Raw genomic sequence first — 21,738 nt, 5'->3', positions numbered from 1 at the left:
GTTACCGAGCGGTCACTAAGCTCGCAACTCAAATGTGACCGATTGGTAACGTCACAGTGCCGCAAACCATCGACAAGACTGGAGCAGTGATGAATTGGGTAGCGAGACGGTTCGAGGGCCGGATGCATTATGGGTGGATCGTGATCGGCGTCGTGTTCTTCGTGCTGCTCGCGGCGGCCGGCACACGCGCGACGCCCAGCGTGATGATGCTGCCGCTCGAAAAGCAGTTCGGCTGGAGCCGCGGCACGATATCGCTCGCCATTTCGATCAATCTCGCGCTGTATGGCCTGGCCGGCCCGTTCGCGGCGGCCGCGATGCAGCGCTTCGGCGTGCGCCCGACGCTCCTCGCCGCGCTCGCGACACTCGCGGCGGGCGTCGGCTTGTCGTCGATGATGACCTCGCCGTGGCAGATGGTTGTAATCTGGGGCGTGCTGGTCGGCGGCGCGACCGGGGTGGCCGCGCTGACTTTGTCGGCGACAGTCGTGAATCGCTGGTTCACGACGCATCGCGGCCTCGCAATGGGCATCCTCACCGCGAGTTCCGCCACGGGCCAGCTTGTATTCCTGCCGGTGCTGGCGTCGATTTCGGAGCGCTTTGGCTGGCGGCCCGTCGTGCTGATCGTGGCGGGCGCCGCGCTGCTCGTGATACCGCTCGTCGCGTGGCTGCTGCCGGAGCGGCCCGCCAATCTGGCGCTGCGGCCGATCGGCGAGACCGCCGAACAGCCGCCGGCATCGACCGGTCCGCAGAAAAATCCGATCAAGGTCGCGTTCAGCACGCTCGGCATGGCGAGCAAGACGCGCGATTTCTGGCTGTTGTTCTTCAGCTTCTTTATCTGCGGCGCGAGCACGAACGGCTACGTTGGCACGCACCTGATCGCGATGTGCGCCGACTACGGCATGACGCAGGTGCAGGGCGCGACGCTGCTCGCGGCGATGGGCATTTTCGACTTGTTCGGCACGACGCTTTCCGGCTGGCTCTCCGACCGGTTCAACGCGCGCTTGCTGCTCTTCTGGTACTACGGGTTGCGCGGGTTGTCGCTGATCTACCTGCCGTATGCGTTTGGCATCGACTTCTTCGGCTTGCCACTCTTCGCTCTGTTCTACGGGCTCGATTGGATCGCGACCGTCCCGCCGACAGTGCGTCTTGCCACCGATGTTTACGGCCGCGACTCGGCGCCGATCGTGTTCGGCTGGGTCGTCGCGGGCCACCAGTTGGGCGCGGCGTTCGCGGCGCTCGGCGGCGGCATGCTGCGCTCGAGCCTCGGCACCTACACCGTCGCGACGATGATCTCGGGCGGCTTGTGCCTGGTCGCGTCGGTCCTGGTGCTGCGCATCAACCGGCCGGCACGGCGCGTCGGCGTTGCAGCGACCTGACCGGCGCTGCGACAGACGGGCTCGCCGAAGCTCGGCGCGAGCATCCGACATTGGTTATCCTTATCGATTGCGGCGCCGATCGGGCGCCGCAAATGTCTCGTCAAACGAATAGGGATTCACTCATGACCGCAAAGAAAGCTCCGACCGAAGTCGACATCCACGAACTGATCGCCGGCCGCTGGAGCCCACGCGCGTATTCCGGCGAGCCGGTCACGCGCGAGCAGTTGCATCAGGTACTGGAGGCGGCGCGTTGGGCGCCTTCGTCGAGCAACCTGCAACCGTGGCGTTTCGTCACGTTCGACCGCAACCGCGACGAAGCCGCATTCAAGAACGCGTTCGATACGCTCGTCCCGTTCAACCAGGGATGGAATGCGAACGTGCCGGTGCTGATCTGCGTGACGGCGAAGACGCTCGGCCCGAAGGGCGACGTGAACCGCAGCGCGCTGTACGATGCGGGCGCTGCCGCGATGGCGCTGGTTCTTCAGGCGCACGCGCTGGGTCTCGCCGCGCACCAGATGGGCGGTTTCGATTCAAACGCATTCCGTGAAAAGTTCGCCGTGCCGGAAGACGTGCAGGTGATCGCGATGATCTCGATCGGTCACTATGGCGACGTGAGCCAGCTCGACGACAAGTTGCGCGAACGGGAGGCCGCGCCGCGTTCGCGCATCCCGCTCGGCGAGATGGCGTTCGATGGCGCCTGGGGCAAGGCGTTCTGACAACGCGAGCACTTGAATGAGAAGAGCCGTTCCGACGCTAAATCGGAGCGGCTTTTTTCTTCGGAGCAGCGCTTACGCTTCATCCGCGACCGACGAAAGCGGCCGCGCCACGTCCTCGAGCGACTTGCGTTCCGCCGCGACGCCCCAGATCCCCGCGACGATCCCCGCCGCGATCATCAGCGCCGACCCGATCAGGTAGCCCGCGAAGACGGCGCCGCGTTCGTGCGTGTCGATCAGACGCCCGAAGAGCGTCGGCCCGATGATGCCGCCGAGCGCCGTGCCGAACGCATAGAAAACAGCGATCGCGAGCGCGCGGATTTCGAGCGGAAAGGTCTCGCTGACGGTGAGATACGCCGAACTCGCCGCCGCCGACGCGAAGAAGAAGATCACCATCCACGCGACGGTTTGCGTCGTCACCGTCAGCATGCCGTGCGCGAACAGATAGCCGGAGATCGTGAGCAGCACGCCTGAGATCGCGTAGGTGAACGCGATCATGCGGCGCCGGCCGATCACGTCGAAGAGCTTGCCGAGCACGATCGGTCCGAGAAAATTGCCCGCGGCGAACGGCAGCACGTACCAGCCGATGTGGTCGCCCGGAACGCCGTAGAAATCGGTCAGCACGAGTGCGTAGGTGAAGAAGATCGCGTTGTAGAAGAACGCCTGCGCGGTCATCAGCGCGAGCCCGACGAGCGAGCGCTGGCGATGCGCCCTGAACAGCGTGTCGACGACTTCACGCATCTTCGTGTGCTCGCGGGCGTGCAGCCGCAGCGGCTTGACGGGCGTATCCGGCACCGTGACGCCGTGTTCGCGGAATTGCGCCTCGATGCCCTCGACGATTTCCCGCGCCTCGTCCGCACGATTGTGCGTGATCAGCCAGCGCGGGCTCTCGGGCACCCACATGCGCATGAAGAGAATCGTGAGCGCGAGCACCGCGCCGATCAAAAAGCACGCGCGCCAGCCCCAGTCGGGCGGCAGCAGTCCCGGATCGAGCAATACGAGCGAGCCCGCCGCGCCGATTCCCGCGCCGATCCAGAACGTGCCGTTGATCGCGAGATCGGTCCAGCCGCGCACGCGTGCGGGCGTGAATTCCTGGATCGTCGAGTTGATCGCCGTATATTCGCCGCCGATGCCCGCGCCCGTCAGGAAGCGGAACAGCACGAAGCTCGCGAGATCCCACGAGAACGCGGTGGCGGCCGTCGCCGCCGCGTAGAGAAACAGCGTGATGAAAAACAGCTTGCGACGGCCGAGGCGGTCGGTGAGCCAGCCGAAGCCGAGCGCGCCGAGCACCGCGCCCGCGATATAGGCGCTGCCGGCCACGCCGACGTCGGCGTTCGAGAAGCGCAGCGCCGGACTCGTCTTCAGCGCGCTCGCGACGGCGCCCGCCAGCGTCACTTCGAGCCCGTCGAGCAACCAGGTGATGCCGAGCGCGAGTACGATCAGCGTGTGAAAGCGGCCCCACGGCAGGCGATCGAGGCGACCGGGCAGGTCCGTTTCGATGATGCCGGCCTTGGCCGCTGAACCGGCGTGGCTCGAATGATGCTCGGCTGAAGTTTGCGTCATTGCGTTGATTTTCGCCGCGTATGCTTTCAGGTGAGGGAACGAGGCCGGCGTGAGCCCCGGTCAGCATAAATTACCGGCGTTTCGAGCAAGTTTCATTCCGTCGGGCCGGTTTTTTGGCCGTTGGTTGAAGGCTTCGCCGGAACGTGATAAAAACCGCGCTCCACTTTTTGATCGCGACGACGGCCCCGGCCGGCGCCGCTACGTCCATGACCTATTGCGCGATCGATTTCGGCACGTCGAATTCCGCCGTCGCACTGCCCGAGGGCGAATCGATCCGGCTGGCGCCGGTCGAAGGCGAGGCGCTGACGCTGCCTACCGCCGTCTTCTTCAACACCGACGAGGATAACCAGTCCTACGGGCGCGCGGCGCTGGAGGCGTACATCGACGGCTTCGACGGCCGCCTGATGCGCTCGATGAAGAGCATCCTCGGCTCGCCGCTTGCCGACCAGAGCACCGATCTCGGCGACGGCTCGGCGATCAAGTACACCGACGTCATCACGCTCTTCCTCCAGCATCTGAAGCAGAAGGCGCAGGCGCTCGCCACCGAGCCGATCACGCGCGCCGTGCTCGGGCGCCCGGTCTTCTTCGTCGACGACGATCCGCGCGCCGACAACATGGCGCAAAAGCAGCTCGAAGCGTGCGCGCACGCGATCGGCCTGCGCGAAATCCACTTCCAGTACGAGCCGATCGCAGCCGCGTTCGACTACGAGGCGCGGCTCACGCACGAAGGGCTGGTGCTCGTCGCCGACATTGGCGGCGGCACGTCGGACTTTTCGCTCGTGCGCGTGGGGCCGGAACGCGCGAAACATCTCGATCGCAAGCGCGACGTGCTCGCCCACTACGGCGTGCACGTCGCGGGCACCGATTTCGACCGGCGCGTCGAACTCGGGACGATCCTGCGTGAACTCGGCTACCAGTCGATCGATCCGGAAGGGCGCGAGTTGCCCAATCGCGTGTATTTCGACCTCGCGACGTGGCATCTGATCAATACGGTGTACGGGCCGAAACGGGTCGGCGAATTGCAGCTGATGCGCCATCTCTACACCGACGTGCGCCATCACGAGCGGCTGATGCGTGTCGTCGACCGGCGGCTCGGCCACGCGCTCACCGCGCACGCGGAAGAGGCGAAGATCGACGTGGCGGCGGGCGGAGCCACCGAAATCGATATGGAAGAGGTCGAGGAAGCGCTGCGGATCGCGTTCGACGAATCGCAACTGATCGATGCCGGCAAGGAGGAAATGCGGCGGATCGTCGAGGCGGCACAGGAGACGGTGCGCCGCGCGGGCGTGGCTACGGGCGACGTGGGCGCCGTGTACTTCACGGGCGGCTCGACGGGGCTCAAGTTTCTGTCGGACGCGCTGGCGGCGGCATTCCCGGACGCACAGCCCGTATTCGGCGATCGCCTCGCCAGCGTCGCGACGGGTCTTGGAATCTACGCACGCCGTGTTTTTGCCTGAACGCCCAGGCGTCGCGGAAAACAACGCAGAAAACAAAAAACCCCGCCGAAGCGGGGTTTTTCGTGTGCAACTCAAGCGACCTTAGGCCGGCTTGATGTTTGCAGCTTGCTTGCCCTTCGGGCCGGTCTTCACTTCGAAGGTAACCTTTTGGTTTTCCTGAAGCGTCTTGAAGCCTTCCACGCGAATTTCCGAGAAATGGGCGAACAGATCTTCGCCGCCGCCGTCCGGCGTGATGAAGCCAAAGCCCTTTGCGTCATTGAACCACTTGACGGTACCGGTTTCCATGTTACTTGTTCCTGAAGAATGTTGAATAAGGCCGAAGCCCGGGTGTGCATGAAAATCAAGGAAGGGGCAATGGGACCAACCGGAGTACCGTGATGGGCGAACTACGAAAGACCAATTCACTCGCCACTTGAAATCCTGCAAGAAGGTTTATACGGCGAAACAATCGGAAGGTCAATAAATCCGACCAGACCGAAGGGGCATTTTTGAGATTCGCGCCGAATCTGCTTATGACGCTTGCATATTCGATCGTGTTTTTGTAGGCACGACGCATTTTTTGCTGCTTTGCTTTGGTTTCCGTCTGCAAAGTGCGGGTGCAACCGGTGGGTTACGCGCCTTTTCGTTGGGTTGCGCCTGGCGGCAGGCGTTTTGCCGGATGCCCGATGGGCGTGGCTTTGCGACCCACAACCGTCACGCGCCCTCGCATTTTGAGACGAGGAAAAACGGGCGCCGAGTCATTGCCGTCGCGCTCACGGATGCCGAAACCGGCGCCGTCGGATTTGCTCTTCAGGGGGAAAAACCCACCAGAAACGATCAGGCGTCGCCGAACACGTAGTTGGTCATCGCGAGCGTCTTCTGGAACGTTCCCAGCGACTGGATTCCGAGCGTGAAGTCGTCGCTGGCCGCGCCGAGTGCGCTGAACACGGGCAACAGATGCTCGTCCGTCGGGTGCATCAGGACCGCGTGGGGCGCGCGGCGGCGGTAGTCGAGCAACGCGTCGATGTCGCGCTCGGCAAGTCGCGCCTCGAACCAGTCGGTGAACTCGGTCACGCGCGGGTCGGCATCTTCCGGACCCGCGCCGAAATCGGCGGCGCGTAGGTTATGCGTGATTTGTCCCGAGCCGACGATCATCACGCCTTCATCGCGTAAATCACGCAGCGCGCGGCCGACGCGGTAGTGATGCGTGGCATCCAGGCGCGGCTGGATCGACAATTGAGCGACCGGCACATCGGCCTCTGGAAACATCAGCAACAGCGGCACCCAGGCGCCGTGGTCGAAGCCGTATTCGTCCGTCGCTGCGGGAATGCCTGCGGCGTTCAGCAATTCGGCCGCGCGATTGCCGAGTTCGGGCGCACCCGGCGCCGGATAGCGCAGTTCGTAGAGCGCGCGCGGGAAGCCGTAGAAATCATGGATGGTTTCAGGCCGCGTCGCGATGCTCGCGACCGGCCGCGCCGTGCCCCAGTGCGCCGAGAGCATCAAAATCGCGCGCGGACGCGGCAACTGATCAGCGAGGCTCGCGAATTCGGCGGACGGCATCGACGGGTCGATAGGCAGCGTCGGCGCGCCGTGCGAGATGAAAACCGTGGGAAGTCGGGACATTGCAGCAAGCCTCAAGGGGGATTGCCATCAATATAGGCGTCGCCGCCTCATTGATAAATGGGCGCCCGGGCAACGAATTGTGTCGCTTACGTTGTCAATCCGTCTCGCCGCGCATGCCACGCCATTCGGCAGCGGCGGGGGCGCGGAGCGCGAACATGTCGATGACTCGCTCGACCGTGTGATCGACCATTTCGTCGATCGACGCCGGCCGATGATAAAACGCCGGCATCGGCGGGAAAATCACGCCGCCCATTTCGGTCACGGCGGTCATGTTTCGCAGATGCGCGAGATTGAACGGCGTCTCGCGCACCAGCAGGACGAGCCGGCGACGCTCCTTGAGGACGACATCGGCGGCGCGGGTGATGAGGTTGTCTGAGAGGCCGTGCGCGACGCTGGCGAGCGTCTTCATCGAGCAGGGCGCGACGATCATGCCGTCGGTGGCGAACGATCCCGAAGCGATGCTCGCGCCGACGTCGCGAACGCTGTGCACGACGTCGGCGAGCGCGTGGACGGCGGCCTTGTCGAGTTCGAGTTCGTGCTGGATATTGAGCCAGCCAGCGGTAGAGACCAGCAGATGCGTTTCGACTGCGCCGAGACGCCGCAGCGTCTCGAGCAGGCGCACGCCGTAGATGGCGCCCGTTGCTCCGGTGATGGCGACGATCAGCCGTCGCGGCACGGCAGCGGGCGCGCTCACGTGGCGGCGAAGATCAGGCGGCGGCGAACAGTTGCTGCAGTTCGCCCGACTGATACATCTCCATCATGATGTCCGAGCCGCCGATGAACTCGCCGTTCACGTAAAGCTGCGGAATGGTCGGCCAGTTCGAGAATTCCTTGATGCCCTGGCGGACGCCATCGTCTTCGAGCACGTTGACGGTGGTGATGTTGTCGACGCCGCATGCCTTCAGGACCTGGATTGCGCGGCCCGAGAAACCGCACATCGGGAACTGCGCCGTGCCTTTCATGAAAAGGACGACCGGGTTTTGATCGACGATCTGCTTGATGCGTTCTTGCGTGTCCATGGCGTTCCTGCGGGGAGGTTTTGTCTTGCGGTTGTACGGAATTAGAGTGAAATGATAGCGGATTTCGTTACCACGGGTTGAAGCGGCCGTGCGGGTTCTGCGGCCGCTTTTGGGCTGCTGCTCAGGCCGTGAGAACGCCGCCGCTGATGCGTTCGATGCCGGCGATGTCGGTTGCCGAGCGCACTTCGGCGAAGCCGCGCGCGGTGAGCAGCGCGCGGACTTGCGCCGCCTGGTCGTAGCCGTGTTCAAGCCAGAGCGCGCCGTCCGGCACGAGGAAGCATGGCGCGTCCTGGACGATCGCGCGGATCGCGGAGAGGCCGTCGGCGTCGTCGGTGAGCGCGGCGCGGGGCTCGAAACGCAGGTCGCCTTGTTCGAGATGCGGGTCGTTGTCGGCGATGTACGGCGGGTTGCTGACGATCATGTCGAATCGCAGCGACGGATCGAGCGCCTGGGTCCAGTTGCTTCGCACGAACGTGAGCGCGCCGCCCGGACGCGCCGGATCGAGCAGGTTCGCGGCGTTGCGTTCGGCCACCGTCAGCGCCGCCGCCGATTGATCCACCGCCCAGACTTGCGCGTCGCCGCGTGCGGAAGCCAGCGCGACGGCAATTGCGCCGCTGCCTGTGCCGAGATCGAGAATGCGGGGATTTTCAACGCCGACCAGCCGGGCGAGCGCGGTTTCCACCAGCAGTTCGGTTTCCGGTCGCGGAATCAGGACGTCGGGCGTCACTTCGAAGTCGAGCCCGAAGAACTCGCGCGACCCGACCAGTTGCGCGATGGGCTCGCCTTTCGCGCGGCGCGCTTCCAGCGCCCGATATTGCGCGATTGCGATCGCGTCGAGCGGTTCGTGATCGCGCGTGATCAGTTCCGTGCGCCGCCAGCCGAGCACGCGTGTCAGCAGAATCCGCGTTTCCAGCGCGGCGAGCGGCGACGCGCGCAGCAGGTCGGCAACCGTCGTCACTCCGCATCCCCGAGCGCCGCCAGCAACTCGGCCTGATGCTCGCTCGCGAGCGCGCCGATCAGTTCCTCGAGATCGCCGTCCATGATGGCGTCGAGCTTGTAGAGCGTCAGGTTGATCCGATGATCGGTCATCCGCCCCTGCGGGAAGTTGTACGTGCGAATCCGCTCCGACCGGTCGCCCGAGCCGATCAGGCTCTTGCGCGTCGCGGCTTCCTTCGCGTGCTGCTCGTGAGACTGCTTGTCCTTGATGCGTGCGGCGAGCACCTTCAGCGCGCGATCCTTGTTCTTGTGCTGCGAGCGGTCGTCCTGGCATTCGACGACGATTCCCGTCGGCAAGTGCGTCACGCGCACGGCGGAATCGGTCTTGTTGATGTGCTGGCCACCCGCGCCCGACGCGCGAAACGTATCGATGCGCAAATCCGCCGGATTGATCACGACTTCGCTGATTTCGTCGGCTTCCGGCATCACCGCGACCGTGCACGCCGACGTATGGATGCGCCCCTGCGTTTCGGTTGCGGGGACGCGCTGCACGCGATGTCCGCCCGATTCGAACTTGAGCCGCGAATAGGCGCCCTGACCGGCGATCCGCACGATGACTTCCTTGTAGCCGCCGAGATCGGATTCGCTTTCCGACATCGTCTCGACCGACCAGCGGTTGCGCTCCGCATAGCGCAGATACATGCGCAGCAGGTCGCCCGCGAACAGCGCCGACTCATCGCCGCCGGTACCCGCGCGGATTTCGATGAAGATATTGCGCTCGTCGTTCGGGTCTTTCGGCAGCAGCATCGTCTGCAGGTCGCTTTCGATCTTTGCCATGCGCGTGCGCGCCTCGCCGATTTCATCTTCGGCGAAATCGCGCATCGACGGATCGGCGAGCAGGTCCTGCGCGGTGGCTTCGTCGGTGAGCGCCTGGCGCCAGAGCCCGTATTGCTCGACGATCGGACCGATTTCCGCGTGTTCGCGCGTGAGCTTCCGATACTGGTCCATGTCCGAGGTTGCATCCTCGTGGCTTAACAGACCAGTGAGATCGGCCAGCCGTCTTGCAAGCTGGTCGAGCTTGCTTTGCATGCTCGTTTTCATCGGGCGGGAGTGGAGCGTGGCTCCGCAGAAATGTGCTGTGAAGGAAGCGTCCGCGTTTTAAAGCCGCGGAGCAACAGGAGGAGCAAGGAATAGGCCGCTAACGGCCTGAATTGCCGGACGAGCCTGAGTCGGACGGGTCGGGCAGCGTGCCGCCGTGCTTGTAGAAGCCGCCCATCAGGTCGATGAGCTGGTCGCGGTTTTCGCGGCTCGCGCGGTTCAGCGCATGCGTCGGGCCGTGAATCAGCTTGTTCGTCAGCGATTGCGACAGCGCTTCGAGCACCGCCGCCGGGTCGTCGCCGCGCGCGAGCAGCTTGCGCGCGCGTTCGACTTCGGCGCGCCGCAGCGCGTCGGCCTGCGTGTGCATGTGGCGAATCACCGGCACGATGCTGCGCGCATCGAGCCATTGCATGAAATTCTGCACCCGCGTCTCGATGATCGCTTCGGCCTGCGCAACCGCCGCCTGCCGCGACGCGTTGCCTTCGCGCACGATCGAACCGAGATCGTCGACGGTGTACAGGAACACGTCGTTCAGCTTGCCGACTTCCGGTTCGATGTCGCGCGGCACGGCGAGGTCGACCATGAAGATCGGCCGGTGACGGCGCGCGCGCACCGCGCGCTCGACAGCGCCCAGCCCGATGATCGGCAGCGTGGAAGCCGTGCACGACACGATGATGTCGAATTCGTGCATCCGCGCGGGCAGGTCGGAGAGCGGGATCGCCCGGCCGTTGAAGCGCCCGGCGAGCTTTTCGCCGCGCTCGGCGGTGCGGTTCGCCACGACCAGTTCACGCGGACTTTGCGCGGCGAAGTGCGTCGCGCAGAGTTCGATCATCTCGCCCGCGCCGATGAACAGCACGCGCTGGCCCGAAATGTTCTCGAAGATGCGCTGCGCGAGGCGCACGGCGGCCGCCGCCATCGATACCGATTGCGCCCCGATTTCCGTCGTCGTGCGGACTTCCTTCGCGACGGCGAAGGTGCGCTGGAACAACTGGTTCAGATAGGTGCCGAGCGCGCCGGCTTCGGACGCCGTGCGCACGGCATCTTTCATCTGTCCGACAATTTGCGTCTCGCCGAGCACCATTGAATCGAGCCCCGACGCTACCCGGAACGCGTGCCGCACTGCCTCACCCTGCGGCAGCGCATAGACGTGCGGCGCGAGTTCGGAAACCGGGAGTTGGTGATATTTCGACAGCCACTGGATGGCGGCTTCGCGGGCGGCCTGGTCGTCGGTGGCGCAGTACAGCTCCGTCCGGTTGCAGGTCGAGAGGATCGCCGCTTCCGGCGATACCTTCGCGAGCGGCCCCAGCCAGATGTCTTTCAGGGCGCCAAGTGCAGGCTTGATCTGTTCGAGCGGAAACGCCACGCGTTCGCGGAGGGCGACAGGCGCAGTGTGGTGATTGATTCCGATCGCGAGGAGCTGCATGTATTGGGCCTAAGCTGATGGCCTTGGAGATAGCCCGATATTATAGCGTTTCTCGGAATTGTTCATTTATAGGCGCCATAACGGATGGCGAGCATCGCGCGGGCTGTTCGGGCCCTTCTTCCGCCGATTCGACGCGATCGAGCTGGTAGCCGTAGGCGTAGAGCGGCGTCAGCCGGTAGCCGTATTCCGGGCGCAGCTTGAGCTTCGTGCGCAGACGGCAGGCGTGGGTGTCGAGCGTGCGCGACTGGATATCGCTGCCGCGCGTCCAGACGATCTCGAGGATATGTCCGCGCGAGATCGGCCGCGCGAGGTTCGAAAACAGCAGATGGGCGAAGCGGTACTCCTTCGGCGTCAGCATCACGCGCTCGCCGCCGAAGCTCACGCTCAGCTCAGACACGTTGAACAGATATTCGCCGAAACGCTCCGGCACGCTGGGCCGCGCGGCGCTGCGGCGCGTGAGCGCGTCGATGCGGGCGATCAACTCGGCGCAGCGCACCGGTTTGGTGACGCAGTCGTCGGCGCCGGCCCGCAGGCAGTCGACGATATCCGCCTCGCCCGGTTTCGCCGACATCAGGATCACCGGCATGTGCGGCACGAGCGCCCGCACGCGTGAGACGATTTCCGCGCCGCTCATGTCGCGCGAACCGGCGGACGAAATCAGCAGGTCGTAGGTCTCGCGCTTCAGCCGCATGAAGAACAGGGGCGGGGTGCGGAAGAAGTGGCAAAAGTGACCGCCGGCCGACAGTGCGGCGCCGATGGAATCGGCGTGCTGTTCGTCCGGGTCGATAATGGCGATTCGCATGAGTTGGACGCCGTGCGCAGGACTGAGCGGTCAGGGGCCCGAAACGCGCGAGAGGCCGCGAGCTTGCCATCACCAACCTGGCCCCCTAAACTCATCCGCTGCGCCTTGGGCGCGTTGCTACCTATAGTTGACGAGAGCGAAAATGCTAGTTGAACCACCTGCGCCAACCCATACGGTTTCTCTTAATTCGGCCGGGACGCGTCGCTGATGGGTTGGGTCGGGCTGATTTTCCTGGGCGCGGTCATCGGTCTCGCAGGCTGGTGGCTGCATCCGCTGCGGCGCGCGGGGCGTGTCGGGCCCGCTCTGGCGGGCCGCGTCTGGATGGCGCTCGGCGCGGGCGCCCTCGCCACCGTCCTGGCGCGGATGTTCGGCAACCTCGTCGGCGCGTATCACGACGGCGATACGCTCGAATGGCTCGCGTGTTCTCTCTTTGCGCTCGTCCTCGTGACCGTGACGGTCGGTCTGGCGGCGCGGCGCTGATTTTTCCCTTCGACGCGCGGTCACGAGCGGCGCGTCGAAACATCAAGCAAGCCCTTGCGGGCATCAGGCAGGTGACTCCATGAACGATCGACTCGATTCCCCCGACGCAGCGACTTTCTCCCAACGCATCGAATTGTTGCGCGGCGAGATGGCGCGCGAAAACCTGGCCGCCGTGCTGATTCCATCGGCGGATCCGCATTTGTCCGAATATTTGCCGGAGCGCTGGCAGGGACGCCAGTGGCTGTCGGGATTCACTGGCTCGGTCGGCACGCTCGTCGTCACGGCGGACTTCGCGGGCGTATGGGTCGACAGCCGTTACTGGACGCAGGCCGAAGCGCAACTCGCCGGCACCGGCGTCGGATTGATGAAGATGATGGCCGGGCAGCAGAGCGCGCCGCATGTCGACTGGCTCGCGCAGAACGTGCCGTCGGGCGCGACGGTCGCCGTCGATGGCACCGTGCTCGGCGTGGCGGCGGCGCGCGCGCTCTCCGAAGCGCTGACGGCGCGCGGCATCGTGCTGCGCACGGACCTCGACCTGCTGGATTCCGTGTGGCCCGCGCGCCCCGGTTTGCCGGACGCCGGCGTGTACGAGCACAGCGCGCCGCACGCGAGCGTGGCGCGCGCCGAGAAGCTGGCCGAAGTGCGCCGGGTCATGCAGGAGAAAGGCGCGCAGTGGCATTTCATCTCCACGCTCGACGACCTCGCCTGGCTCTTCAACCTGCGCGGTGCCGACGTCAGCTATAACCCGGTGTTCGTCGCGCACGCGCTGGTCGGGCTCGACGATGCGGTGCTGTTCGTCGCCGATGGCAAGGTGCCCGGCGCGCTCGCCGAGTCGCTCGCGCGCGAGAAAGTGCGCGTCGAGCCGTACGCGCGCGCGGCCGAGGCGCTCGGCGCGTTGCCCGCCGGCTCCGCGCTGCTGATCGACCCGCGCCGCATCACGTTCGGCCTGCTGGAAAAAGTGTCGTCGACGGTCAAGCTCGTCGAAGCGGTGAATCCGTCGACCTTCGCCAAGTCGCGCAAGACGGCGGCGGAAGCCGGGCACATCCGCGCGACGATGGAGCAGGACGGCGCCGCGCTCGCCGAATTCTTCGCGTGGTTCGAAGACGCGCTCGGCCGCGAGCGGATCACGGAGCTGACCATCGACGAAAAGCTCACGGCGGCGCGCGCCCGCCGGCCGGGTTTCGTCACGCTGAGCTTCGCGACGATCGCCGGCTTCAACGCGAACGGTGCGATGCCGCATTACCGCGCGACGGAAGCGTCGCATTCGGTGATCGAAGGCGACGGGCTGCTCTTGATCGACTCGGGCGGCCAGTACCTGAGCGGCACGACCGACATCACGCGCGTCGTGCCGATCGGCAACATCACGGCCGAGCACAAGCGCGATTTCACCGTCGTGCTGAAAGGGACGATGGCGCTTTCGCGCGCGAAGTTCCCGCGCGGCATCCGCTCGCCGATGCTCGATTCGATCGCGCGCGCGCCGATCTGGGAAGCGGGCGCCGACTACGGGCACGGCACGGGACATGGCGTCGGCTATTTCCTGAACGTGCACGAAGGCCCGCAGGTGATCTCGCACTACGCGCCCGCCGAGCCGTGGACGGCGATGGAAGAGGGCATGATCACGTCGATCGAGCCGGGCATCTACCGGCCGGGCAAGTGGGGCATCCGCATTGAGAACCTGGTGCTGAACCAGCCGACCGAAAAGACCGAATTCGGCGATTTCCTCGAATTCGAGACGCTCACGCTCTGCCCGATCGACACGCGCTGCATCGACTTGTCGCTGCTGCGCGACGACGAGCGCGCCTGGCTCAACGCGTATCACGCGACGGTGCGCGCGCGCGTTTCGCCGCATGTTTCCGGCGCGGCGAAGACGTGGCTCGAAGCGCGTACCCAACCGATCTGATTCAAGACAAGGAGCGGCGACGCATGGCGATCAAGGCGGTAGTGTTCGATTTCGGCGGGGTGCTGATCGACTGGAGCCCGGAGTACGTCTACAGCCGGCTGATTCCCGACGCCACCGAGCGTCGCTGGTTTCTCGACAATGTCTGCAAGATGGAATGGGTGGTGCAGCAGGACGGCGGGCAGACGATCGTCGAGGGCACGGCTGAACTGGTCGCCAAGTTTCCCGAGCACGAAGCGCTGATCCGCGCGTTCTACGAGCGCTGGCAGGAGATGCTGGGCGGTGTGCTGGAAGACGGCGTCGCGCTCGTCGATGCGCTCGAAGCGGCCGGGGTGCCGCTCTTCGGCCTGACCAACTGGTCGGCCGAGACGTTTCCGTACGCGTGGGAACGCTACCCCGTGCTACAGCGGTTTCGCGAGGTGATCGTGTCGGGGCGCGTCGGTGTCGTGAAGCCCGATCCGGCGATCTTCACGCTGATGCGCGCGGAAATCGAGCGGCATCTGCCGGGCATCGCGCCGCACGAACTCGTCTTCATCGACGATAACGCCAGGAACGCTCAGGCCGCTACCGCGCTCGGCTGGCATGGCGTGCATCACACGGACGCGGCGCACACGGAAGCGCAATTGCGTGCGCTGGGCTTGGCAGTCTGATGTTCGCGGCGGCGGTGCGTCGCTACGTCAGCGTGCCGCCGCCGGTCCCATGCGCTCGCCGATCACGCGGCACGTCTCGCGCAACGGCGCGACATACGTTTCAAGCGGCGTCGCGCTCTTCCTGAACAGCGGAATGCTGATGCTCACGCACGCGAGCGCCCGGCCGTTCGCGTCCAGGATCGCGCTTCCATAGCAGAAAATCTGCGCTTCGTTTTCCTCGCGGTCTTCCGCGTAGCCGCGCTCGGCGGTCGCGTCGAGTTCCGCATCGAGTGCATCGCGCTCGACGATCGTGTTCGGCGTGAAGCGTTCCAGCGTCATGTTTTGCAGAAGCGCGCTGCGCTCGGCGCGTCCTAGCGTCGAAAGATACGCCTTGCCGACCGAACTCGAATACAGCGTCACGCGCGTGCCGATGCGCGACGCCATCCGCACCGCGTGGGGACTTTCGAGCTTCTCGATGTACACCATGTCCGGCCCGCTCTTCACCGCGAGGTGCACGGTCTCCTGCGTCGCGTCGCGCAGGATCTGAAGCGCGTCGGCCGCCGCGACGCGCAGGTCCGAGCGTTCCCAACTGCGGCTCGCGAGCGTCAGCAAACGCGGCCCGAGCGAAAACGTATTGCCGCGCGCCGTTTCCACCACGAGCCCTTCCGCGATCAGCGCGCCGACGATCCGGTAGACCGTCGGGCGCGGATAGCCGCATGCGCCGGCGAGCTGCGGAATGGTCTGCGGTTCGGCGCCGTCGGCGATCAGTTGCAGCACGGCCATGAATTTCGAGAAGGCGGCGGTGCCGGAGGCTTTGGCGGTGTCGGGATCGGTGGCGGAGGATGGCATGGCTTGGATGACAGACAGTCGAAGCGCGCTTCGGGCGGCGCGGGCGCGGCACGATTATATCGACGCCGCCCCGCGCTCCAGACTCGCGCTACGCCGTCAGATAACCGCCGTCGACGGGCACGATCGCGCCCGTCATGAACGCCGCCGCCGGCGACGCCAGAAACGCGACGACCTGCGCGACATCTTCCGGTGTGCCCCAGCGCTTCATCGGCGTGCGTTCGAGGATGGGCCGCGCGCGCGCTTCGTCGTCCTGAAGCGCCTGCGTCAGCGGCGTCGCGATCCAGCCGGGCGCCACTGCGTTCACGCGAATTCCGTCGGCCGCATAGGCGATCGCGAGCGATTTCGTCAGTTGCGCGATGCCGCCCTTGCTCGCGCTGTACGCGGGCACGAGGCCGCCGCCGAAAAAACTCAGCATCGACGCCGTGTTGACGATCGCGCCGCCCGTCGCCTTCAGCCGCTCGCGCGCGGCGCTGCACACGCGCATCGTGCCGCTCAGGTTCACGGCGATCACGCGCTCGAACACGTCGATGTCGTGCTCTTCGCCGCGCCGGATCATGCCTGCGCAGTTCACGAGCACGTCGAGCGAGCCAACACCGTTCAACAACGCGGCGACGCTCGCGTCGTCGCTGACATCGAGCGGCGCGACTTCGATGGCGTGTCCGAGGGCGTCGCGCTGGGCGTCGGTCGGCTCGATGCCGGCCGCGATCACGCGCGCGCCGAGCGCCGCGAATTGTTGCGCGACGCCCGCGCCGATGCCTTGCGTGCCGCCCGTCACGAGCACGGTCTTGCCCTGGAACAGATTGGCTTGAAAAGTCATGTGAGTTGCGTCTTTCAGAGGGCCGGAACCGTCGTTGCGCTGGCTTCCGTGTCCTGGATCGGCACGCGCACGACGAACATATAGACGAGCGCCGCCGCGAACGCGACTGCCGCGCTGATCAGGAATGCGTTGACGAACGAATGCGTCCGGTCGACCACGAGGCCCGTGACGAACGGCGCGAACGACCCGCCGAAGTAGCCGCCGAAGTTCTGGATGCTGCCGAGCGACGCCACCATGTGGCGCGGCGCGGCCACGCTCACGAGCGCCCACGCGGCGCCGCTCGCCATGTTGACGAAGAACATCGCGGCGCACAGATACACGATGGCGAGCGTCAGGTTCGGCGTGAACGCGGCCGGCACGGTGAAGAGCGCCGCGCCGAAGAGGCCAGTGCAGATCGGCCACTTGCGGCTGCGGATCGGCGCGACGCCGCGCTGCATCAGGCCATCGGCGATGAAGCCGCTCGACAGCATGCCGAGCGTGCCGAACAGGTACGGAATCGACACGATCCAGCCCGTTTTCGCGATGGTGAGATGGCGCTCATGTTCGAGATAAGCGGGCAGCCACGTCAGGTACAGCCACACCATGTAGATCACGCCCATGAAGCCGAAGATCATGCCCCACGTCGTCGATTTGGCGAACAGGCTGCGCCATTCCGCGAACGTCATGCGGCGCTCGGCGCGTTGCAGCGGCTCGTCCTCGGTCAGGTGCGTGACTTCCTCCGGCGTCAGCGCGATATCCGCGCGATTCCGGTAGACGATGTACCAGCCGATCGCCACCGCGATGCCGAGCGCGCCCATGATCACGAACATGTAGCGCCAGCCGAAGATGAGCAGCAGCACGGTGAGGATCGGCGGCGCGAGGGCCGGGCCGATCGTCGACGACGTCACGAAGATGCCGGTCGGCTTGCCGCGTTCGCGCAGCGCGAACCATTCGCTCACCACTTTCGCGCCCGCCGGAAATTGCGGCGCTTCGCCGATCCCGAGCGCGATCCGCGCGAACAGGAACTGCTGCAGGCTCGTGACCAGCCCGCCGAACAACTGCGCGACCGACCACACGAACATGCCGAGGCCGAGCATGATGCGCGCGCCGAAGCGGTCGAGCATCACGCCGATCGGCAATTGCGAGAACGCATACGAAAACGAGAACGCGGACAGCAGCAACCCCATCTGCGACGCCGACAGCCCGAGTTCCTGGCTGACCGAATGGTTCGCGATGGAAAGCGTGCTGCGGTCGAGATAATTCACGATTCCCGCCAGCGTGAGAAAGGTGAGCGCGACCCACTGGATGCGCTTCAAGCGCGGTGACTTGGCCTGCACGGTGTCTCCTCCGGTGCTCTTTCGAGTCTGATTGAAGGGAATTCAAGGTTGAGCGTTGCGCTCGGATGGAAATGCCTAGCGGATGAACTGATCGACGTAATCCGCGCCCAGGCCGACCGCTTCGAAATGCTTGCGGCACATGTCGACTTTCGTGAAGACGTCTTCGTAGCCGGTGTAGTTGCCTTGCGGGTCGCAATAGAACATCACGCCGTTGACCTGGAAATACGTGATCATCTCTTCGACATCGTCGGGCACGTACAGCGTGTGCGTCTCCCCGGGCGGCTCGAACACATAGCTGCCCTCGGTCGCGATCCAGTCGTGCTCCAGGTAGCGCCAGCGGCCCTTGAGCACCATGCCGTGAACCGCTTGCGGATGACGATGGCGGCTCAGCACGCCGGACTTGCGCACCCGCAATAGGTTCATCCAGTAACCGGTGGAGACGTTCAGGCAAAGCGGCCGGAACCAGACGTTCTCGGCTTGCGGCACCCACAGGCGCTCGTCCTTCGGGATCGCCGATTCGACGACGATCTCCTTGAGCGCTTCGGGAGGCTGGGGAAGCTGGTACGGCGTCATTGCGTCCGCCGCGGCATGGGGGGCTGCCATCGCGTCTCCTTGTCCATAATGTGGATCGATGAATCAGATTATGGACATATGCTCTGCCCGCGAGGCAGATCGTGTCAAGCCGCGAATGTTGTGCAGTGCATCACATGCCGGTCACTTGCCGAGGAGATTCATCAGCGCATTGCCGATGCCCTTGACCGTCTCGCCGGCGCCTTTCGCCACCCCTTCCGCGCTGACGCCGAGCGCCTTCGCGAAGCCGGCGGCGAGTTTCTTCGACAAACTCTCGTTCAGCGAAAACTTGGGATCGCGCAGGTCGCCGTCGAGGACGAAATCGAGCTTGATCTGGTCGCGGCGATCCTTCAGCGCCGCGATCGCGGCTTTGGTCGGAATGGAGAGGAACGTGTCGAGCGGACTGCTGCCTTCGCTCAATTGCAGATGGTTCAGCACCACCGTGCCCGGCGCATGGATGTGGTAGTCGCGCACGGTGGCATCGAGCGTCAGGTCGATCGTGCCGCCCGTTACGATGTCCTTCGCGCCGGCTTTTTTCAGCAGATACGGATCGAGCGTCGAGATGTCGACGCTGCGCAAGGTCGAGCGCGTCTGCGAGTCCTTCGTCGCGATCACCATCCAGCCGCCGAAGCTCACCGCGCCCGTATGCGACGGACCTTTGATCGACCCCGTCATCGAAAGCACCGTGCGGTCGGTGAGCGCGGGGAGGTGGATGTGATCGACGGTCGCGCGAGAATCGCCGATCAGCACGCGATACGGCGGCGTCCGCACCGAAGCATCGAAGAACTCCATCGTGCCGCGCTCGAATGAGACGTGGTCGATGAGCTTTTCCTCGTTCGCGTGTTTCGTGGCTTCGTCGTTGGGCTTGGCGTCGGCTTCGCGCGCCGATTGTTGAAGATTAGGCAGCATGCGCACGCGGCCGTCGGCTGAGCGGAAGATCGAAAGATAGTAATTGTCGACGCTCACATTGCGCAGATGCACACGGTTGTGCAGCGCCGCGCGCATGTCGAGTTCGAGCACGATGCGTTCGGCGCGCATCGCGTCGGCGGTCGGCCAGTCGGCGGGCCCGCGCAGACGCACGCGCGACAGCGTGATCTGCGACAGCCCGACATCGATTTCCTCGACCGAACCGAACGGCCCGAGCGTCTCGACGATGCGTTGCTTCATCTCGTGCACGACGAAGAACCAGCCACCGACGGCGATCACGCCGATCGCGACCACGACCCCGATTCCCCAGATTGCGGCCCGCTGCGCCTTCGATCCCGCCATGCTCGCCAGTCTCCTCGTCTGCGCCGCGTCAGAGACGGCGTGTGCGCTAGACGGTCGCCAATTTCGTGCGTGTTGTCGGTGCGCGCGCCCGCATTGGGCGCGCGCTCCTGCTCAGACGAAATGCCGGATCAGCGCGTGATCGGCTTGTAGCGCAGACGCTTCGGCTTCGCGGCTTCCTCGCCCAGGCGATTGCGCTTGTCGGCCTCGTATTCCTGATAGTTGCCGTTGAAGAACGACACTTGCGAATCGCCTTCGAACGCGATGATGTGCGTCGCGATGCGGTCGAGGAACCAGCGATCGTGCGAGATCACCATCACCGAGCCCGCGAATTCGAGCAGCGCGTCTTCGAGCGCGCGCAACGTTTCGACGTCGAGATCGTTCGATGGCTCGTCGAGCAGCAGCACGTTGCCGCCCGCGATCAGCGTCTTCGCCAGATGCAGCCGCCCGCGCTCGCCGCCCGACAGGCTGCCCACGTTCTTCTGCTGGTCGCCGCCCTTGAAGTTGAAGCGGCCGATATACGCACGCGACGGCGTTTCGTACTTGCCGACCGTCAGCACGTCCGCGCCCCCCGAGATTTCCTCGAACACGGTTTTGCTGCTGTCGAGCGCGTCGCGGCTTTGATCGACGTAGGCGAGCTTCACCGTCGGACCGGTGACGATCTCGCCCGAATCCGGCTGCTCCTTGCCGGTGAGCATGCGGAACAGCGTCGATTTGCCGGCGCCGTTCGGCCCGATGATCCCGACGATCGCGCCGGCCGGAATCTTCATGCTCAGGTTGTCGATCAGGAGGCGATCGCCATACGCCTTGCTGACGTTCTTGAACTCGATGACCTCATTGCCCAGCCGATCGCCGACCGGAATGAAGATTTCCTGCGTTTCGTTGCGCTTCTGGTATTCCTGGCTGTTGAGTTCCTCGAAGCGCGCGATCCGCGCCTTCGATTTCGCCTGACGGCCCTTCGGGTTCTGGCGCACCCATTCCAGTTCCTTCTTGAGCGCCTTCTGACGCGCCGATTCCGTCGATTCTTCCTGCTTCAGGCGGTCCTGCTTCTGGTCGAGCCAGCTGCTGTAGTTGCCTTTCCACGGAATGCCGTGGCCGCGGTCGAGTTCGAGAATCCATTCGGCGGCGTTATCGAGGAAGTAGCGATCGTGCGTCACCGCGACGACGGTGCCCGGATAGCGCGTGAGGAACTGCTCGAGCCAGTCGACGGATTCGGCGTCGAGGTGGTTGGTCGGTTCGTCGAGGAGCAGCATGTCGGGCTTTTGCAGCAGGAGCTTGCAGAGCGCGACGCGGCGCTTTTCGCCGCCCGACAGGTGCTCGATCTTGGCGTCCCAGGCGGGCAGGCGGAGTGCGTCGGCGGCGACTTCGAGTTGCTGCTCGGGCGAACCGCCGTCGCTCGTCGCGAGGATTGCTTCGTATTTGGCTTGCGCGGCGGCGAGGGCGTCGAAGTCGGCGTCGGGTTCCGCGTAGGCGGCGTAGATTTCATCGAGCTTTTTATGCGCGCTGAAAACTTCGCCGAGGCCTTCCTCGACGGCTTCGCGCACTGTCTTCTGCGGGTCGAGCTGCGGTTCCTGCGGCAGGTAGCCGATGTTCAGGTTCGGCATCGGCGTGGCTTCGCCTTCAATCTCCTTGTCGACGCCCGCCATGATGCGGATCAGCGTCGATTTGCCGGAGCCGTTCAGGCCGAGCAGACCGATCTTCGCGCCCGGGAAGAACGAAAGGGAGATGTCCTTCAGGATCTGGCGCTTCGGCGGCACGATCTTGCCGACGCGGTTCATGGTGAAGACGTATTGGGCCATGGGTGTGTGCGGTGTTGTTGGGTGGTCGGGAAGGCGGCGAGCGGTTCGATTGCGTCGATGCGGGCGGTGTCGGCCTTGCGTCTGGCGACGCGCGACTCGCTCCGTCAGCCGCGATGGCAGCGCGCGCGG

The 21,738-nt window shown here is 65.0% G+C and carries 21 protein-coding genes; 6 read left to right on the top strand and 15 right to left on the bottom strand.

Translation table 11 applies throughout. The annotated features are described in order from the left end of the window. Positions 1-89 precede the first annotated feature (89 nt). Together AWB68_RS02855 and AWB68_RS02850 are read left to right on the top strand one after the other, a co-directional pair. Complete coding sequence (locus AWB68_RS02855; RefSeq protein WP_087642848.1) at positions 90-1,373, top strand: MFS transporter; 1,284 nt, start codon at positions 90-92, stop codon at positions 1,371-1,373. A gap of 122 nt (positions 1,374-1,495) precedes the next feature. Beyond that, positions 1,496-2,089, top strand: coding sequence for a nitroreductase family protein (locus AWB68_RS02850; protein WP_087642847.1), 594 nt, complete (start codon positions 1,496-1,498; stop codon positions 2,087-2,089). A 72-nt stretch (positions 2,090-2,161) separates the two neighbouring features. Here the strand turns inward: AWB68_RS02850 and AWB68_RS02845 are convergent, their stop codons facing one another. Then, on the bottom strand, positions 2,162-3,649 hold the full coding sequence (locus AWB68_RS02845; RefSeq protein WP_087642846.1) for an MFS transporter: 1,488 nt from the start codon (positions 3,647-3,649) through the stop codon (positions 2,162-2,164). A gap of 206 nt (positions 3,650-3,855) precedes the next feature. On the opposite strand from AWB68_RS02845, the gene AWB68_RS02840 reads away from it, so the two are divergent. Continuing rightward, positions 3,856-5,106 (top strand): Hsp70 family protein, encoded by a 1,251-nt coding sequence (locus AWB68_RS02840; protein ID WP_087642933.1) that lies wholly within the window; start codon positions 3,856-3,858, stop codon positions 5,104-5,106. Between the two features lie 81 nt (positions 5,107-5,187). Here AWB68_RS02840 and AWB68_RS02835 read toward each other — a convergent pair whose 3' ends face one another. The 8 genes from AWB68_RS02835 to AWB68_RS02800 form a co-directional block, all read right to left on the bottom strand. Next, complete coding sequence (locus tag AWB68_RS02835; RefSeq protein WP_035936159.1) at positions 5,188-5,391, bottom strand: cold-shock protein; 204 nt, start codon at positions 5,389-5,391, stop codon at positions 5,188-5,190. Positions 5,392-5,922: 531 nt separating this feature from the next. Beyond that, a complete protein-coding gene (locus AWB68_RS02830) occupies positions 5,923-6,708 on the bottom strand; it encodes a DODA-type extradiol aromatic ring-opening family dioxygenase (RefSeq protein WP_087642845.1) in 786 nt (261 codons plus the stop codon). 94 nt (positions 6,709-6,802) lie between these two features. Further along, complete coding sequence (locus AWB68_RS02825; protein WP_087642844.1) at positions 6,803-7,402, bottom strand: UbiX family flavin prenyltransferase; 600 nt, start codon at positions 7,400-7,402, stop codon at positions 6,803-6,805. Between the two features lie 13 nt (positions 7,403-7,415). Next, a complete protein-coding gene (gene grxD, locus AWB68_RS02820) occupies positions 7,416-7,727 on the bottom strand; it encodes a Grx4 family monothiol glutaredoxin (RefSeq protein ID WP_087642843.1) in 312 nt (103 codons plus the stop codon). A 121-nt stretch (positions 7,728-7,848) separates the two neighbouring features. Beyond that, positions 7,849-8,685: a peptide chain release factor N(5)-glutamine methyltransferase gene (gene prmC / locus AWB68_RS02815; RefSeq protein WP_235028177.1), complete on the bottom strand. Its 837-nt coding sequence runs from the start codon at positions 8,683-8,685 to the stop codon at positions 7,849-7,851. After that, positions 8,682-9,764 carry a peptide chain release factor 1 gene (gene prfA / locus AWB68_RS49245; protein ID WP_087642841.1) on the bottom strand — a complete coding sequence of 361 codons (1,083 nt, stop codon included), beginning with the start codon at positions 9,762-9,764 and terminating at the stop codon, positions 8,682-8,684. Before prfA ends, prmC begins: the two co-directional genes overlap by 4 nt. 97 nt (positions 9,765-9,861) lie before the next feature. Beyond that, complete coding sequence (gene hemA / locus AWB68_RS02805; RefSeq protein WP_087642840.1) at positions 9,862-11,184, bottom strand: glutamyl-tRNA reductase; 1,323 nt, start codon at positions 11,182-11,184, stop codon at positions 9,862-9,864. A gap of 40 nt (positions 11,185-11,224) precedes the next feature. After that, positions 11,225-11,986 (bottom strand): response regulator transcription factor, encoded by a 762-nt coding sequence (locus AWB68_RS02800; RefSeq protein WP_087642839.1) that lies wholly within the window; start codon positions 11,984-11,986, stop codon positions 11,225-11,227. 207 nt (positions 11,987-12,193) lie between these two features. Here AWB68_RS02800 and AWB68_RS02795 point away from each other — a divergent pair, with 207 nt between their 5' ends. From AWB68_RS02795 to AWB68_RS02785, 3 genes are all read left to right on the top strand, one after another. Continuing rightward, positions 12,194-12,466, top strand: a complete 273-nt coding sequence (locus AWB68_RS02795) for a hypothetical protein (RefSeq protein WP_087642838.1) — start codon at positions 12,194-12,196, stop codon at positions 12,464-12,466. 79 nt (positions 12,467-12,545) lie between these two features. Further along, complete coding sequence (locus tag AWB68_RS02790; protein WP_087642837.1) at positions 12,546-14,366, top strand: aminopeptidase P family protein; 1,821 nt, start codon at positions 12,546-12,548, stop codon at positions 14,364-14,366. Between the two features lie 23 nt (positions 14,367-14,389). Next, positions 14,390-15,013, top strand: a complete 624-nt coding sequence (locus AWB68_RS02785; RefSeq protein ID WP_087642836.1) for an HAD family hydrolase — start codon at positions 14,390-14,392, stop codon at positions 15,011-15,013. Positions 15,014-15,040: 27 nt separating this feature from the next. On the opposite strand, the gene AWB68_RS02780 is transcribed toward AWB68_RS02785, so the two are convergent. From AWB68_RS02780 to ettA, 6 genes are all read right to left on the bottom strand, one after another. Next, the gene (locus AWB68_RS02780; protein ID WP_087642835.1) at positions 15,041-15,841 is read right to left on the bottom strand and encodes an IclR family transcriptional regulator; all 801 of its coding nucleotides are present in this window, start codon (positions 15,839-15,841) and stop codon (positions 15,041-15,043) included. Between the two features lie 88 nt (positions 15,842-15,929). Beyond that, entirely contained in the window at positions 15,930-16,658 is a 729-nt protein-coding gene (locus AWB68_RS02775; RefSeq protein ID WP_087642834.1) for an SDR family NAD(P)-dependent oxidoreductase, read from the bottom strand. 14 nt (positions 16,659-16,672) lie between these two features. Continuing rightward, a complete protein-coding gene (locus AWB68_RS02770) occupies positions 16,673-17,974 on the bottom strand; it encodes an MFS transporter (protein WP_087642833.1) in 1,302 nt (433 codons plus the stop codon). Positions 17,975-18,049: 75 nt separating this feature from the next. Next, positions 18,050-18,577 carry a 2,4'-dihydroxyacetophenone dioxygenase family protein gene (locus AWB68_RS02765; RefSeq protein WP_087642832.1) on the bottom strand — a complete coding sequence of 176 codons (528 nt, stop codon included), beginning with the start codon at positions 18,575-18,577 and terminating at the stop codon, positions 18,050-18,052. Positions 18,578-18,688: 111 nt separating this feature from the next. Beyond that, positions 18,689-19,813, bottom strand: coding sequence for a DUF748 domain-containing protein (locus AWB68_RS02760; RefSeq protein ID WP_087642831.1), 1,125 nt, complete (start codon positions 19,811-19,813; stop codon positions 18,689-18,691). 128 nt (positions 19,814-19,941) lie between these two features. Next, positions 19,942-21,609: an energy-dependent translational throttle protein EttA gene (gene ettA, locus AWB68_RS02755; RefSeq protein WP_087642830.1), complete on the bottom strand. Its 1,668-nt coding sequence runs from the start codon at positions 21,607-21,609 to the stop codon at positions 19,942-19,944. Positions 21,610-21,738 lie beyond the last annotated feature (129 nt).

The sequence above is a fragment of the Caballeronia choica genome, from assembly GCF_001544535.1.
GTDB lineage: Bacteria > Pseudomonadota > Gammaproteobacteria > Burkholderiales > Burkholderiaceae > Caballeronia > Caballeronia choica.
This window is presented reverse-complemented; position numbering and strand designations above follow the sequence as displayed.

Excerpts from the sequence above, each read along its gene's own strand:
- AWB68_RS02855 (WP_087642848.1), top strand. The coding sequence starts at position 90 with ATGAATTGGGTAGCGAGACGGTTCGAGGGCCGGATGCATTATGGGTGG.
- AWB68_RS02845 (WP_087642846.1), bottom strand. The coding sequence starts at position 3,649 with ATGACGCAAACTTCAGCCGAGCATCATTCGAGCCACGCCGGTTCAGCG.
- hemA (WP_087642840.1), bottom strand. The coding sequence starts at position 11,184 with ATGCAGCTCCTCGCGATCGGAATCAATCACCACACTGCGCCTGTCGCC.
- AWB68_RS02840 (WP_087642933.1), top strand. The coding sequence starts at position 3,856 with ATGACCTATTGCGCGATCGATTTCGGCACGTCGAATTCCGCCGTCGCA.
- AWB68_RS02830 (WP_087642845.1), bottom strand. The coding sequence starts at position 6,708 with ATGTCCCGACTTCCCACGGTTTTCATCTCGCACGGCGCGCCGACGCTG.
- grxD (WP_087642843.1), bottom strand. The coding sequence starts at position 7,727 with ATGGACACGCAAGAACGCATCAAGCAGATCGTCGATCAAAACCCGGTC.
- AWB68_RS02765 (WP_087642832.1), bottom strand. The coding sequence starts at position 18,577 with ATGGCAGCCCCCCATGCCGCGGCGGACGCAATGACGCCGTACCAGCTT.
- AWB68_RS02785 (WP_087642836.1), top strand. The coding sequence starts at position 14,390 with ATGGCGATCAAGGCGGTAGTGTTCGATTTCGGCGGGGTGCTGATCGAC.
- prfA (WP_087642841.1), bottom strand. The coding sequence starts at position 9,764 with ATGAAAACGAGCATGCAAAGCAAGCTCGACCAGCTTGCAAGACGGCTG.
- ettA (WP_087642830.1), bottom strand. The coding sequence starts at position 21,609 with ATGGCCCAATACGTCTTCACCATGAACCGCGTCGGCAAGATCGTGCCG.
- AWB68_RS02795 (WP_087642838.1), top strand. The coding sequence starts at position 12,194 with ATGGGTTGGGTCGGGCTGATTTTCCTGGGCGCGGTCATCGGTCTCGCA.
- AWB68_RS02760 (WP_087642831.1), bottom strand. The coding sequence starts at position 19,813 with ATGGCGGGATCGAAGGCGCAGCGGGCCGCAATCTGGGGAATCGGGGTC.
- AWB68_RS02775 (WP_087642834.1), bottom strand. The coding sequence starts at position 16,658 with ATGACTTTTCAAGCCAATCTGTTCCAGGGCAAGACCGTGCTCGTGACG.
- AWB68_RS02850 (WP_087642847.1), top strand. The coding sequence starts at position 1,496 with ATGACCGCAAAGAAAGCTCCGACCGAAGTCGACATCCACGAACTGATC.
- AWB68_RS02800 (WP_087642839.1), bottom strand. The coding sequence starts at position 11,986 with ATGCGAATCGCCATTATCGACCCGGACGAACAGCACGCCGATTCCATC.
- AWB68_RS02835 (WP_035936159.1), bottom strand. The coding sequence starts at position 5,391 with ATGGAAACCGGTACCGTCAAGTGGTTCAATGACGCAAAGGGCTTTGGC.
- AWB68_RS02790 (WP_087642837.1), top strand. The coding sequence starts at position 12,546 with ATGAACGATCGACTCGATTCCCCCGACGCAGCGACTTTCTCCCAACGC.
- AWB68_RS02780 (WP_087642835.1), bottom strand. The coding sequence starts at position 15,841 with ATGCCATCCTCCGCCACCGATCCCGACACCGCCAAAGCCTCCGGCACC.